Here is a 14155-nt window from a genome sequence, read left to right on the forward strand (position 1 = left end):
TTTTAAATTTTGTCATTTAGTTGAATTTTATCCAACGGTTCAAATTCCAAAGTGATATGATCTACATGGAACTGTTCTTGCAGCGCGGAGTATATAATTTCTTTTATCGGTTCTAACTCTGATATAGTCCGGTTTTTATCAGTTTGAATGTGAGCGGAGAGTAAGTTATATTCCCCATCCAGCGTCCATAGATGAATATGATGGGCTTTTTGGACTTCCTCTATGCTTTCCAATTTGTTTTTAATGGCAAGAGGGTCTATACCATCAGGGGTAGCTTGTAGAATAATTTTACCTGCCATCCATAATTTTTTGACCACGTTTATCAAAACGTAGAGGGTAATTCCAATTGACAAAGCAGGATCTATCCAAGGTGCATCGTAAAAGTACATGACAACACTGCCAACCAACACCGCTACCCAACCCAAAACATCTTCTAGCAAGTGCCAAGTCATTACTTGTTCATTCAGACTATCACCGCCTTTTTTCAAACGAAAAGCAGCGAATCCGTTGACTAGTACACCGAGTACCGCTAACCAAATCATGCCCTGAACGTTAGTTTCTTCAGGATTAAATAAACGAGGTACGGCTTCGGTTAGAATATATACCGAACCTGCGGCCAATACTACACCTGTTATGATTGCACCAAGGGTATTGAAGCGTTTATAGCCATAAGTAAATTTCTTATCTCTGCCTTTATCGGAAAGACGTTGAAAATACCAAGCAAATCCTAGCGAAATGGTATCGCCAGCATCGTGCAATGCATCCGATTGTATTGCTATACTATTAGTTAGAATGCCTCCGATAAGTTCAATGATGGTGAAACCAAGATTGAGGAAAAATGCAGTGGCTACGTTTTTTGTATTTCCTGCATTGTGAGAGTGTCCCATGTTAATTATTCTTTTATCCATTCCCTTGCTGCTGCTTGTTCTTCCAGTTCAAAGAATCGAATTTCAGCATTTGTAAACGGTTTCATCAATTGGGTCATCCAATCCATCCAATCTTTACGGCCTACCGTCACAATTTTCTCAAAATCATTACGGTGTTTGAAATCGAATTTTATATCAGACCAGAGCGCTTCCAAAGTCCATCCATCAAAATCTTCCATTTCAAAGTACCAGCGAACTTTGCCGTATTGTTGGATAAGATTTTCAACTTTGGGCAGAAGCCTCTCATAGTCCGCTTGGTTCAATTTCTTAATAGCGATAGTATAGAGAATGTTAGAGTTCGGGTTCTGTTGTATTTTAATCATTATTGAGAAAATTTATAATTACTTAATTCCAGTAGCTACAAAAACACCACCTCGGTTAAATGAAGTGTTTACCTCAAAATCAGCAACGCTAGTTGCTAAATATTGGTAAAGTGGCCGGTCTACTTCCCCCTTTCCAATCCATTTGACTACACTAGCCCTTAGTGTCGGCTGGGGTATATACCAGTCCATTATTACAAAAGTTCCGCCTGGTTTTAGCAGCTCCAACATATTATCAATTATCTGACGCCATTGCGGAAACCCAGATAGGCCCAGGTCACATAATATAGCATTCAGATCAGTTTGCCCGTGGTTGGAGGCCATTAACCAACTTTGGTCAATCTTTCTTGCATCCGCTTGATAAAGGCTTATGTTCTCCCAACCGTTTTTAGCCACCTTCTTTTTAGCTTTTTGCAGCATTCCAGTTGAAAGATCAATACCGATAATCTGGCCGGAGCCGTGCAAGTACTCTTGGAAGTATTCAAAATTCTGTCCCGTTCCACAAGGTAAATTTAGGATGGTTTGTCCGTCCTGAAGGCTGAGCTGTTTTACCGCAAATGCTCTCGCTGAGTGGTAGTAGCACTTAGGTGATAAAATGTCGTAAACCTTGGAAAACCTATCGTAATATTCAATATCCATAAAAGCTTTAGTTAATTATAACCAACGGGCCACCTTTTGTTTGTAACTCAGGTAGGAGTCTCCGTGTGCGGTCGTCAAATACGCTTCTTCGAGTCGAACCTGCGTTTGAATGACGACAATGGACAATACACTTATCAGTAACGTAAAAGCATTGGGTGCTACCAAAAACAAGCCTATATCAGCCAAGATGATCCCTGAAAAAAATGGATTTCTTGACTTGGAAAACAGGCCGGTTGCAACCAGCTCCGTATCATTTTTAGTATCAATACCAATACGCCAAGCATCAGCCATTTGCAACTGTGCGGTAAATGTCCAGATTAAAGAGATCACAAGTAGTATCCAGCCAGCTATCTGTAATTGCCAATATTCTAAGTACCAAAAGGGTAGCAGATATTCGTACATCTCTCCCCCAAATGCATAAATGGCAACAACGAGAACTTCTAGCGCAACGATAAATTTGAATAGTCGACCGTTATATCCATGCGCATCATCCGTGTCATCAAAAGTGAAGGGGTTAATACCCGTCCTTTTCCATAATAGCCAGGATCGCAGTACGAATACGATCAGGAAGTATAGCACTAGAAATGCGAATAAGTAGATGCGACTAGTCATGTCTATTGTTTTTTACACTACAAACATACCAGTCTTTCCAGTGCAATGCCATTGCAAAGTTAGGGTTGGCATTGGGCACAGATACCTTTCACCGTCATGCTCACTTCTTGGACAAGATAACCGTTGGGATAGTCCAACGCTGGTACGTCCAGCGCTTCCAAGCAAATAATCCGCTGGCATGTTTGACAATGAAAATGGGGGTGTTTATCTAAATGCTCACTTGCTGTACAAAATGCTCTACATAAAGCATATTTGACCTCCGTATTTCCATTTTCTATGGGATGCACGATTCCATTTTCGCTGAAGGTTTTTAAAGTACGGTAAATGGTAGTACGATCTGCACGGGGTAAAGCCGTCTGTAATGCATTTAGTCCACTGGGGGTTTCCTGCACCAATAACTGCTCCAAAACCAAAAGCCGCATGGGGGTAATGCGTAATCCTTTTTGATCTAGTATTCTTTCAGACTCACTCATTGGCTTAAGATTTTCCAAGTTGTAGAATACTACGGGCACCACGCATGACCAGTAAGAATACGATCAGGCCGATTAGCAAGTCTGGCAAGTTAGAATGAGTCCAGTGTACCAATAGGCCTGCAACAATAACACCTGTATTGATAATAATATCGTTAGAGGTAAAGATCATACTGGCCTGCATATGTGCCTCTTGGCTTTTAGATTTTTGTAGTAAATACAAGCAGATACCATTGGCCAGGAGCGCAAATAGTGAAACCACAATCATCGTCTGAAATACTGGCACCTCCGTAAAACCAAAAAAATCGGCGTAGTACTTCAATGAACCCCACAATGGCTAGCGTCATCTGAAAATAACCGGCTAATCTTGCTATTTGCTTTTTCTTAGCAACGGCTGCGCCTACGGCCAGTAAACTAATGCCGTACACAAGCGCATCTGCTAGCATATCCAGGCTATCAGCAACTAAGCCCATAGAGTTGGCGAGTAGTCCGAAGATCATTTCGACAAAGAAAAAGGCCGCATTAATCAGCAGGACAATCCAGAGTACTGATCGTTGTTGGCGTGTATCTTCGATAATGACATCACCAGCATCTTCGGTCTTTAATCGTTTACTTCCTAATCGGAGTTCATCAAGTAATTGTTCGATCACACTAATACTTCCCTCGTGCAAAACAACGAGTTCCCGCTGATTCAAATCGAATTGTAATTGGACAACTGCGGGCACCTCTTCGAGTTGGAGGCGAATGAGGTTTTCTTCGGCAGCACAATCCATTTTGGGTATATTAAAAGTAGATTTTTCCATCCTTTTTATTTATTGGGAGCGAAATAATGCCATTCCGCTCCCTACAATAATTAGTGCTCATACTCCAACTCTCCTGCCTTCGATTGTGCATATACATAGTATGCACCTTCCGTTACTATATTCATTCCCTCCGGGATAGCATCAATTAATTTCACAGAGGTAAAACCATTATCGGTTGTTCCTACAATTACCCTGACTGCCTCAAATTTAAGTTCCTCTTCAGTTGACTGAGAGTTGGTTATGTAGATATAGGAGGATGCTCCATCCTTAATGATGGCACCTTCCGGTAACGCATTTACGGTTTGGTCAGTCAGCCAAATTTTTGCTTCCAGGAACAAGTCCTTGATAAATTTGGGACGTTCTTTTTCTAAATGCCCATGAATACGGACGGTCTTGTTTTCGGTATTAAATTCTTTACCAATAATATGTACTTCACCTTCGTAAACCGTATTGCCCAACGCAGGGACGGTATAACTGATCCGTTGTTCTTCCTTGATATTTGCAATATCTTTTTCGAATATATCCAGCTCTAAATGCAGATGGTTTTCGTCAACGATTTCCATTAATTCCAAGTCAGGTGTAACGTACATCCCATTGTGCATTTTGATGGAAGTGATATAGCCAGACATCGGAGCGTAGATCGGAATACGTTGTATTATATTTTCTGTTGTCAGGTCGTTCACATTGATACCCAAATAAGATAGTTGCTTGGCAATCCCTTTGGAGGTAGCCGTCTTCATGGCTACTTCCGCCGCTAGTTTTTGCACATTCCTTTCAACACCAGCCTCAGCTGCCAGTAAGGTTTGTTGGCGAGATAACTCCTGACGATCATATACTAATTCTGCGGCTACTTCGAGATAGGCTTGTTGTTGCTGAATGAAATCAGGATTTTCCAGATACGCCATCAATGCTCCCTTTTTTACATAACTTCCTTCTACGTATTTTTTGCTGTTCTGAATAAACCCATTGGCTTTAGCACTTACAGATGTTAATGCATTTGGCGGAAGCCCTAAAGTCCCCGTCGCTTTTATGTAATCATTGATTTTTATTTTGGAAAAATCTCCAAACTGAATATTCATCGTTTCCACTTGTTCTTTGCTGAGATGAATTTCCCCTTCTTCGTGTTCTTCTTCCCCTTCCCCTTCGTGACCATGTCCGTCCTCTTCGGAGTGAGCTACTGTTTCGGAATCGTGATTGTGACCATCTTCTTCGGTGTGGTCATGACTGCAAGCGACAAGCAGCAGTATCATTAGTACTGAGCATACGTATAAGAAAGACTGATTTATATATTTCATGATGTTATTATTTTATTGATTAGACAAAAACTGATACAATACTACGGCTTGGTTGTGAGCCAATACTTGCTCCCAATACTTTTCGTTATTGTTTGCCAGTAGTTTCAGGGTATTCAGCAATTCGAGGTAGGAGATATCTCCAGCCTCATAGTTGAGCTGGGAAATACGCTCCAATTCAGGATTCAAGGTGCTCAATTGCGCTTCGTAATAAGTTACTCCCGCCGCGTAAAATAGAATAGTGTTTTTAGCGGCCAGCAATTGCTGTTCACTGCGCAAGCGTTCAGCTTCCAATTGAGTTTCCGCTACCCGTACCTGCAATTCCTGGGCGGATATTTTTTGTCTGGTTTGTCGATTGAAAAGCGGGATTTGTACGCCAGCCTGTAAGCCATGCAGCCAGCCATCCTCAAAGTAATTCTGAGTAGCGTACCCAATATTGAAATCAGGTTTTATTTGCGCTTTGAGTACATCAACATTTGCTTGTTCAGCCTGAATGTTTTGCTGTGCCAGTTGCACCTGCAATGTCATAGGGCTGTCTGATACATTGATCGTTATCAGCGATAAACTATCGGTTGATGTGATACTATCGGTGGTGTTTAGTAAGGTCGCCAATTGCTTTTCCAGATTGCTGATATGTAATCGGGTTTGATTCAGCAATAGGTTATACTCATCCAGGGTGGATTGTAGGGTTAAACTTTCAATTCGATTTGATGCTCCTACCTCTACCCTCACCAGCGCCATTTCGAGATACCGCTGGTAAGTCTGTACCATTTGTTCGTAAAGCTGCCCCAACTCCTTGCGCTGTTGCAGTTCAAGGTAAGTCTGTCGAACTTCAAATTCCAACTCCTTTTGCGTAAACTGCCTGCGTAGGCTGCTTTGAGCAAAGCGTTGATCTTGCAAGCGATTTTGAGCTTTCGTTTTAGCTGGATGAGGAATGTTTTGCACTATGCCAATTTGATTCACCTGTTGACCGTTTTCTCGAAACAAGCCGTCGCCCTGATAGCTTATTTCAGTGGCACCCAGGCTATACGGCAGGTTCTGTAAACTTTGCGCCTGTTGGGATTGCATCTCAGCGGCCCGTACCGAAGGATTGTTGGCAAGAGCGATTTCAACGGCTTCATTCATCGTCAATGGCTGCGTTTGAGCTTGAGCCGACAAGGCGACGAACAGCAAAGGAACAATGGTCAACATTCCACCCTTTGGTAAGGAAGGTTTGTTTCTATTTTCTTGCCATTGTGCTAACCAACTGTACAGAATCGGTAAAACGACCAATGTCAAAAAGGTAGCCGTAATCAGCCCTCCGATAACGACGGTCGCTAACGGGCGTTGTACTTCCGCTCCTCCTGAGTTGGATAATGCCATTGGTAAAAACCCTAAAGAAGCCACCGAAGCAGTCATCAATACAGGCCGTAAACGGACACTGGTGCCTTTGAGAATGCGTTCCCTGATATTAACCATACCTTCCTTCTTTAACTCGTTGAAATAGCCAATCAAGACAATTCCGTTTAGTACCGCGACACCGAACAAGGCGATAAAACCAATCCCGGCCGAAATACTGAATGGCATACCACGCAAGGTCAATGCCCAAATACCACCAATGGCAGAAAGAGGGATAGCCGTAAAGATCAAGGCTGCTTGCGAGACGGAACCGAACGTGAAAAACAAGAGAATAAAGATCAGGGCAAGAGCTAATGGAACAGCAATGGCTAGACGGGCGTTGGCCGCTTTAAGGTTTTCAAACTGCCCACCGTAAGTGAAATAGTAACCTGCGGGTAATTCGACTTTGTCATCAAGCTCCTCCTGAATATTCCCCACCAGGGTTTCTACGTCCGTATCCCCCACATTTACGCCAATAACAATCCGACGATTGGTATTTTCACGGGAAATCTGCATAGGGGCATCAATAAGCTCCACATCGGCCACCGAGGTAAGCGGTACTTGTGTACCATTGTCTAAAGTGATGTATAATTCTTGGACATCCTCGATGCTTTCCCGGTAATCTTCGGCTAATCTTACCACCAAATCAAAGCGTTTTTCTCCTTCGTAAATCGTACCGGCACTTTCACCGGCAAAGGCAGAGCGGACTACTTGATTGACTTCTTTGACCTGCAATCCATATTGTGCCATCTTATCATATTTGAAGTTTATGACAATCTGCGGCATACCAATAGTTTGCTCCACATTTACGGTACCCACTCCATCCAACTTAGTAATCAAACTTTCAGCCTCTTTGGCTTTACTATACAGTAAGGTCAGGTCTTCTCCGTACAGTTTTATGGCTATATCCGCTTTAGAACCCGTCATTAATTCATTGAATCGGAGCTGAATCGGTTGCGAAAATTCATAACCTACCCCAGGGAAAACACTTAATGATGCTTCGATTTTTTCAAACATATCCTGCCGATTACTCGCGCTGGTCCATTCCCCTTTTGGTTTCATTACCAGGGTGTAATCGCCAATCTCTACAGGCATCGGATCAGTAGGTATTTCTGCGGCACCGATATTAACGATTACATCTTCAATTTCGGGAAAATCAGTAAGTAACTTTTTCTGAATCAACTTAGACATTTCGATGCTCTGCGAAAGTGAAGTACCAGGAGGAAGTATTTGCTGCATGGCTAAATCACCTTCATCTAAGGTGGGAATAAACTCTCCACCCATTCTACTGAAAACGAGTAAGCTGATGGCGAAAAGCGCGGCGGTAGCCAGCACAAAAATGGCTTTAAATCGTAATGCCAGGTTTAGAACCGGTGTATATAAACTTTGGGAAAAGGCAATAATCCGGTCGGCGATTGTTTTTTATCAGAGATATTTCTACTCAAAAACAAAGCCGACATCATAGGAACATAAGTTAGAGAAAGTATCAAGGCTCCACCAATGGCTAGCATAACTGTTTCTGCCATTGGTTTGAACATTTTTCCTTCAATACCAACTAAAGCTAGAATCGGGATATAAACCATCAGAATGATGATTTCTCCGAAAGCGGCAGAGCTTCTGATTTTCACAGATGCCGTTTGTACCTCTTTATCCATCTGGACTTGGGTAAGTTTTTGCCCAGCGAAACCGACTTGCAAACGATGAACAATTGCTTCAACAATAATCACTGCTCCATCTACAATCAATCCGAAATCAATTGCTCCAAGGCTCATTAAATTGGCAGAGATACCCAACCAATTCATCATGGAAACCGCAAACAACATTGCCAAAGGAATGACTGATGCCACTATCAATCCTGCTCGCCAATTCCCCAACATCAACACAAGGATAAATATGACAATTAGCCCTCCTTCCAATAGGTTCGTTTTAACTGTTCCTATAGCGGTGGATACTAATTTATCTCTGTCCAAATAAGCTTCGATGACGACTCCTTCTGGCAAAGATTTTTCGATTTGTTTTACTCGTTCTTTGACCCGCTCGGTGACAGCAGCAGAATTTGCCCCTTTGAGCATCATTACCCGCCCGCCAACGGCTTCTTCTCCATCACGGACTAATGCTCCGTAACGGGGGGCTTTGCCAAACTGTACGGTTGCTACATCTTTTATTAAAATGGGTCTACCATTGCGTACATCTACTACGATGTTACCTATGTCTTCCAGCGATTGGGCAACTCCTTTCGTCCGAATATAATAGGTGCTGGGATTTTTTTCAATGTAAGCTCCTCCCGTGTTTTCGTTGCTATTTTCAAGTGCTGTAAAGACATCGGTAATACTGATCCCGATTGATTTTAGCAGATTGGGACTGACGGCTACTTCATACTGCTTTAAAAAACCACCCATCGTATTCACTTCTACTACACCTTCAATTCCAGATAATTGGCGACTGACAATCCAGTCTTGAATACTCCTTAATTCCGTCAGAGAATATTGATCTTCATAGCCTTCCGCAGGGCGAACGACATACTGATATATTTCCCCCAAGCCCGTCGAAATAGGAGCCATTACTGGCGTACCTAAGCCTTCAGGAATATTACTTTCTGCTTCTTTAAGATATTCGCTAACGAGTTGGCGGGATAAATAGACATCCATATCCTCTTCAAAAACGACGGTTATTACTGATAAGCCAAAGCGGGAGATGGAGCGAACTTCAACTAATTGCTGAATATTCTGTAACGCTAATTCAATAGGGGTAGTAATGAATTGTTCTACTTCCTGAGTAGCCAAGGTTGGCGAAATGGTAATCACCTGAACTTGATTGTTGGTAATGTCCGGCACAGCATCAATGGGTAGCTGTCGCAAGGAGAACAAGCCCCAGACAATTAGGGCTGCTACCAATAGCCCTATCACAAACTTATTCTCGATAGAATAAGCGATAATTTTATCAAACATGTTGAAATTAAGATTTAGTTAAACCAATAAATGCAAAGGATGTGGGTATAGGAATCCCACGAAAATGGTTTAGCTAAAGGTTGGCGGTTGCCAGATAGAATGGATAAAAGCAAACGAGACTTCATTTCGTAGGAAAGAAGGGATCGTTTTAGCAAGAAGAGGAATGCTATTTGTTAGACATGGAAGCTTTGCGGGAGCATCTAAGGCAGAAGCACAACAACTGCAAATACAAAAAGGAGAACAAGTGTCATCACCACAATCTTTAGAATGTTCTTGGTGATCAGAACTGTCGATGTGCTCGACTTCAAGAAATTGATAAGTTATTTCTACAATACCACCTCCCTCATCACCGCAAGGAAACAGTGATAAGGCAAAAATATAGAAAGTAAATATGTGAAGTGCTATTTTCATTTGAACCGCAAATGTAGGTATAATTCTAATGCAACACAATGGCATTTAGAAGTTATCTCCGAGTGTAGTCCCATCGGTTAATAATACTTCCAATTTTCTTCTAAATCGCTTTGTTCATTTGCTTCTTTTATAAAGAGCAAATTGTTTTTCTAACAAAGCCGAAATACGGCGCAAGTTTTGGGTCTATGATTGCCGAAATTATAATTTGCGTTGAGAATGCATTATCATTTTTACTGCTGGTGCGCTCCTGATGAAAAAAGGAAGCCACCATCGGCTTGTGGGGTAATCTCAAAATATCCTACAGTTGGTGCTTTTACATCCTCTGCTTTTACCACACCCCTCATATCAACTTGTAGGTTGTAAATTCTTATTTTTTCCTGATCTCTCGTAACCGTATAATTACCTTTGGCAAACCAACGCATAGTTTCCGCAGCTGCTGATGGGATTTCGTTCAGAAGATGCTCATTGATTGGAAAATATTCAAAAATGAAGTTGTTGTCTTCCAGTAATGAATATTTGCCTAGATATATACCCTCCTCTGTTTTCATTACTCCATACCAAGAGATACTCGCCACCCCCACTGGTACGGTGAGTAAAGAGCTGTAAATAACACCTTGCTCTGCTGATGCTCTTCGGAAATTATTTTTGACGTGTTCCTTAACCCCCAGCGTACCGAGCAAATAGAGGGTGCTAATGGCAATTCCTAAATAATTATAAATAGCTCTGGAAGGTTTGTTTTTAAAAACCATTAAGCTGCATAGCAGACCAACTAACAGCGGTACGGTATAGACTGGATCAACAATATTGATGCTATCAAAGCCTACTCTGATATTAGAAAAGGGTAAGAATAATTGTGTACCATAAGCCGTAAAAGTATCCAACAGCATGTGGGTAAATAGAGCTAACCAACTAAATATCCAAAGCCTATTGTAGCTTACTTGTTTTGTCCATTTTATACGTTGTAGTGTGTAAGCAATCAAGGATGCGCCTAAAAGACTAAATAAAATAGAATGGCTGTATCCTCGGTGAATACTGAGCATTTGGAACTTATCGTAAAATAGATACAAGGCAACATCAAGGTCTGGAATTGTCGCAACTACAGCTCCAATAACCGCACCCTTATTACCGATTTTTTTACCTAAAAAAGCTTCGCCAATTGCTGCCCCTAAGGCAGCTTGCGTTAGACTGTCCATGATAGTTCTATTTATTAGAACAGACGCTGAGGATATTTTTCACTCCCCAACGTCTGATTACTTTTGTTTTACAAAAAATGAAATTTAGCTTTTCCATGTATAGATAGCAGGAATGACCGCCAAATTCAGAAAGGTAGAGCTTATCAAGCCCCCCAAAATGACGATTGCCATCGGACTTTGAATTTCATTCCCTGCCTGTCCTCCGGCTAATGCCAGAGGAATAAGTGCCAAGCCTGTGGTCAAAGCAGTCATCAAAATTGGATTCAAGCGGTCCAGCGAACCTTCTATGATTGTATCCCGAAGATTCAGCCCTTCCTCCTGAAGTACCTGATAGCGACTAACCAACAAAATACCATTACGAGCAGCAATGCCAAACAAGCTGATAAACCCTATGGTGGAAGCGATGGAGATAATTCCCGTTGTAAAGTAAACGATGAATACCCCACCAATCAACGCTAATGGCAAATTCATTAGCACAATTCCTGCCAGTTTGAGGTCATTAAATTCCAGATAAAGTAGCAAGAAGATCAATAATATTGCACCAATAGAGGTGATGAGTAACATTCGGGTGGCTCGTTCTTCGCTTTCAAATTGACCACCATATTCTACGCGGTAGCCTTCTGGCAGCGTAATGTTTTCATCAACGCTAGCTCGAATATCATTGACGACACTCCGTAAATCTCGCCCAGCAACGTTAGCCGAAACAACAATTTTACGTTGAACATTTTCTCGATTGACCGAATTTGGATTTCCGGTTACATCAACCGTGGCAACATAGTGTAGCGGAATTTTCTCCCCATTATGGACGTCGATCAAACTGTTTTTAATGGCTTCAGCGGTATTTCTGTTTTGTTCATTGTAACGCACTACCAGATCAAAACTACGTTGGCCTTCAAAGACTTGCCCTACGCGTTCTCCGGCAAAAGCCACATCTATATGATCCATAAAATCGCCCAGGCGAATACCATATTTAGCCAACATAATCCGATTTGGGAGGATGCGAATTTGCGGAACTTCAATTTGTTGTTCCACATTCAAATCTACCAAGCCAGGAATGCTTTCGATTTGTCGTTTTATTTGATTGCCTGTAGAGAACAACTTATTTAAGTCTGTTCCAAAAATTTTGATGGCAATGTTTGCACGCGTTCCCGATAGCATGTGATCAATACGGTGGGCAATGGGCTGCCCAATCGTAATATTTGCACCCGGCACAACCGACAATTTGGTTCGGACTTCTTCTAAAAAAGCTTCTTCGTCTCGGTCATCTAAAGTAAAAGGCACATCTATCTCAGAAGCGTTTACGCCCTGTGCGTGTTCATCCATTTCCGCACGACCTGTCCGTCGGGAAGTGATAGCGACTTCGGGCATTTCTAGCATGAATTCTTCTACCAAAGCTCCCGTTTTATTGGATTCTTCCAATGATGTTCCAGGGGGTGTCACGACGCTGATTACTAATGATCCTTCATTAAACTCTGGTAAGAAACTACGCCCTAGACCGGTCATTAATAAAATAGAGATAGCAAACAACATGACCGCCGACAAAATGACTAAACGCGGAGCTTTTAAAACCGATTGAAGTACACTTCGATAAGCAGTTGCTACTTTTCTTTCGACCCAACTGCCTTTTGCTTGGTGTTGCAGGCGTTTTTCATCCGTTAATAAGTAACTACTTAAAACAGGCGTCAAAGTAACCGCCACAAAAAGAGAGGTGAAAATGGCCACAATAAAGGAAACGCCTAAAGGCTGTAGTAGCCGTCCTTCCATTCCGCTTAGGAAAAAGAGCGGAATAAAAGCTGTGATAATAATGAGTGTTGCAATCAGAATTGAATTTCTGATTTCGCTCGATGCATCGTAAATGATTTTCAAAGCAGCTTGTCGTTCACTTATTGGTTTACTGATGTTTTCTCGGAGCCGTTTAAAAATATTTTCTACATCAATAATTGCATCATCCACTAATGCACCAATCGCTATAGCCATCCCTCCTAAACTCATGGTATTAATGGTGTACCCAAAGAGTTTTAAGACAATAATTGTTACCAAAAGGGAGACGGGAATGGCGATCAGAGAAATTACTGTTGTTCGCCAATTGAGCAAGAAAAGGAATAGGATAATACTGACAAACAGTGCGCCTTCGAGTAGCGTTTTTTGCAAATTATCAATAGAAGCTTGAATGAAATCAGACTGTCTGAAAATATGGGTATTCATTTCTACGCCGCTGGGTAGTTGTTTTTGTACCCCTGCCATTGTTTCGTCAATGCGTTCCGTCAGCTTCAAAGTGTTTGCGTTCGGTTGTTTCATTAAGGTCATAATAACCGACGACTTTCCCGCCACCGCAGCATCCCCGATTTTCGGTGCGGCAGTAATGCGGACTTCCGCTACATCTTCAATTCTCACGGGCGTTGAACCTTCCATTTTGATTAAGGCTTGCCCAATTTTTTCTACTGAATTAGTTCGGCCTTCCCCTTGTATAATGTATTGGTTGCCATATTCATTGATAAAGCCACCCGAAGCATTCCGGGTAGATGCTGCCGCTGCGTACTCTAATTCTGTCAATGAAACATTGAAATACTTCATCTTTTCGGGAGATGCGGCAACTTCATATTGTTTGTATCCGCCACCAATTACGATGACTTGTGCTACACCATTGATTGCTAATAATTGAGGTCGAATATTCCAATCGGCAATGGTTCTCAATTCCATTGGAGCTAAACTGTCAGCACTCAAACTCAATAACATAATCTCTCCCATGATGGAGGAAATAGGGGCAAGGGTAGGGTTTTCTACGCCTTCTGGCAACTTACTCTCCACTGTCGCTAACTTTTCAGCTACAATTTGTCGAGCTTTATAAATATCTGTTCCCCATTCAAACTCTGCCCAGACAATGGAAATACCCATTGCGGAAGACGAACGAATACGGCGAATATTTGGTGCTCCATTCAGTGCGGATTCAATAGGAAAGCTAACGAGTCGTTCCACTTCTTCCGTGGCCATGCCGTGAGCTTCGGTCAGAACGGTGACTGTTGGAGCAGTCAGGTCGGGGAAAACATCCACATCCATTTCAGAAGCGATATATCCACCCGTTACCATAATCAAGGCGAATAATGCCAAGACTAAGAGTCGGTTTCGTAAAGAAACCTGTATGATTTTATTAAGCATTACTTTTT

Annotated in this window: 11 protein-coding genes and 1 pseudogene; all 12 read right to left on the reverse strand. The window is 42.0% G+C overall.

The genetic code is table 11. The features are described 5' to 3' along the window. Positions 1–2: 2 nt before the first annotated feature. Complete coding sequence (locus tag A3EU_RS0103875) at positions 3–908, reverse strand: cation diffusion facilitator family transporter (RefSeq protein WP_211213893.1); 906 nt, start codon at positions 906–908, stop codon at positions 3–5. Continuing rightward, positions 893–1249 (reverse strand): SpoIIAA family protein, encoded by a 357-nt coding sequence (locus A3EU_RS0103880; RefSeq protein WP_020534811.1) that lies wholly within the window; start codon positions 1247–1249, stop codon positions 893–895. Before A3EU_RS0103880 ends, A3EU_RS0103875 begins: the two co-directional genes overlap by 16 nt. An 18-nt stretch (positions 1250–1267) precedes the next feature. After that, positions 1268–1885 carry a class I SAM-dependent methyltransferase gene (locus A3EU_RS0103885; protein ID WP_020534812.1) on the reverse strand — a complete coding sequence of 206 codons (618 nt, stop codon included), beginning with the start codon at positions 1883–1885 and terminating at the stop codon, positions 1268–1270. A 15-nt stretch (positions 1886–1900) separates the two neighbouring features. Next, entirely contained in the window at positions 1901–2497 is a 597-nt protein-coding gene (locus tag A3EU_RS0103890) for a methyltransferase family protein (RefSeq protein ID WP_020534813.1), read from the reverse strand. Positions 2498–2556: 59 nt separating this feature from the next. After that, positions 2557–2970, reverse strand: coding sequence for a Fur family transcriptional regulator (locus A3EU_RS0103895; RefSeq protein ID WP_020534814.1), 414 nt, complete (start codon positions 2968–2970; stop codon positions 2557–2559). A gap of 4 nt (positions 2971–2974) precedes the next feature. Beyond that, positions 2975–3770 (reverse strand): annotated as a pseudogene (locus A3EU_RS35200) (cation efflux transmembrane domain-containing protein). Positions 3771–3820: 50 nt separating this feature from the next. Next, the gene (locus A3EU_RS0103905; RefSeq protein WP_156825641.1) at positions 3821–5065 is read right to left on the reverse strand and encodes an efflux RND transporter periplasmic adaptor subunit; all 1245 of its coding nucleotides are present in this window, start codon (positions 5063–5065) and stop codon (positions 3821–3823) included. Between the two features lie 12 nt (positions 5066–5077). Further along, the gene (locus A3EU_RS35205; RefSeq protein ID WP_342670963.1) at positions 5078–7855 is read right to left on the reverse strand and encodes a CusA/CzcA family heavy metal efflux RND transporter; all 2778 of its coding nucleotides are present in this window, start codon (positions 7853–7855) and stop codon (positions 5078–5080) included. After that, positions 7804–9387, reverse strand: a complete 1584-nt coding sequence (locus tag A3EU_RS35210; RefSeq protein ID WP_211213895.1) for an efflux RND transporter permease subunit — start codon at positions 9385–9387, stop codon at positions 7804–7806. Before A3EU_RS35210 ends, A3EU_RS35205 begins: the two co-directional genes overlap by 52 nt. 69 nt (positions 9388–9456) lie before the next feature. Then, positions 9457–9798 (reverse strand): DUF6660 family protein, encoded by a 342-nt coding sequence (locus A3EU_RS29305; RefSeq protein WP_044085446.1) that lies wholly within the window; start codon positions 9796–9798, stop codon positions 9457–9459. A 230-nt stretch (positions 9799–10028) separates the two neighbouring features. After that, the gene (locus tag A3EU_RS29310) at positions 10029–10991 is read right to left on the reverse strand and encodes a metal-dependent hydrolase (protein ID WP_020534817.1); all 963 of its coding nucleotides are present in this window, start codon (positions 10989–10991) and stop codon (positions 10029–10031) included. 84 nt (positions 10992–11075) lie between these two features. Continuing rightward, on the reverse strand, positions 11076–14147 hold the full coding sequence (locus tag A3EU_RS0103920; protein ID WP_020534818.1) for an efflux RND transporter permease subunit: 3072 nt from the start codon (positions 14145–14147) through the stop codon (positions 11076–11078). Positions 14148–14155 lie beyond the last annotated feature (8 nt).

Origin of the sequence: Lewinella cohaerens DSM 23179, assembly GCF_000379805.1 — a bacterium.
Lineage (GTDB): Bacteria > Bacteroidota > Bacteroidia > Chitinophagales > Saprospiraceae > Lewinella > Lewinella cohaerens.

Excerpts from the sequence above, each read along its gene's own strand:
- A3EU_RS35210 (WP_211213895.1), bottom strand. The coding sequence starts at position 9,387 with ATGTTTGATAAAATTATCGCTTATTCTATCGAGAATAAGTTTGTGATA.
- A3EU_RS29310 (WP_020534817.1), bottom strand. The coding sequence starts at position 10,991 with ATGGACAGTCTAACGCAAGCTGCCTTAGGGGCAGCAATTGGCGAAGCT.
- A3EU_RS29305 (WP_044085446.1), bottom strand. The coding sequence starts at position 9,798 with ATGAAAATAGCACTTCACATATTTACTTTCTATATTTTTGCCTTATCA.
- A3EU_RS0103885 (WP_020534812.1), bottom strand. The coding sequence starts at position 1,885 with ATGGATATTGAATATTACGATAGGTTTTCCAAGGTTTACGACATTTTA.
- A3EU_RS0103895 (WP_020534814.1), bottom strand. The coding sequence starts at position 2,970 with ATGAGTGAGTCTGAAAGAATACTAGATCAAAAAGGATTACGCATTACC.
- A3EU_RS0103890 (WP_020534813.1), bottom strand. The coding sequence starts at position 2,497 with ATGACTAGTCGCATCTACTTATTCGCATTTCTAGTGCTATACTTCCTG.
- A3EU_RS0103920 (WP_020534818.1), bottom strand. The coding sequence starts at position 14,147 with ATGCTTAATAAAATCATACAGGTTTCTTTACGAAACCGACTCTTAGTC.
- A3EU_RS0103905 (WP_156825641.1), bottom strand. The coding sequence starts at position 5,065 with ATGAAATATATAAATCAGTCTTTCTTATACGTATGCTCAGTACTAATG.
- A3EU_RS0103880 (WP_020534811.1), bottom strand. The coding sequence starts at position 1,249 with ATGATTAAAATACAACAGAACCCGAACTCTAACATTCTCTATACTATC.
- A3EU_RS0103875 (WP_211213893.1), bottom strand. The coding sequence starts at position 908 with ATGGATAAAAGAATAATTAACATGGGACACTCTCACAATGCAGGAAAT.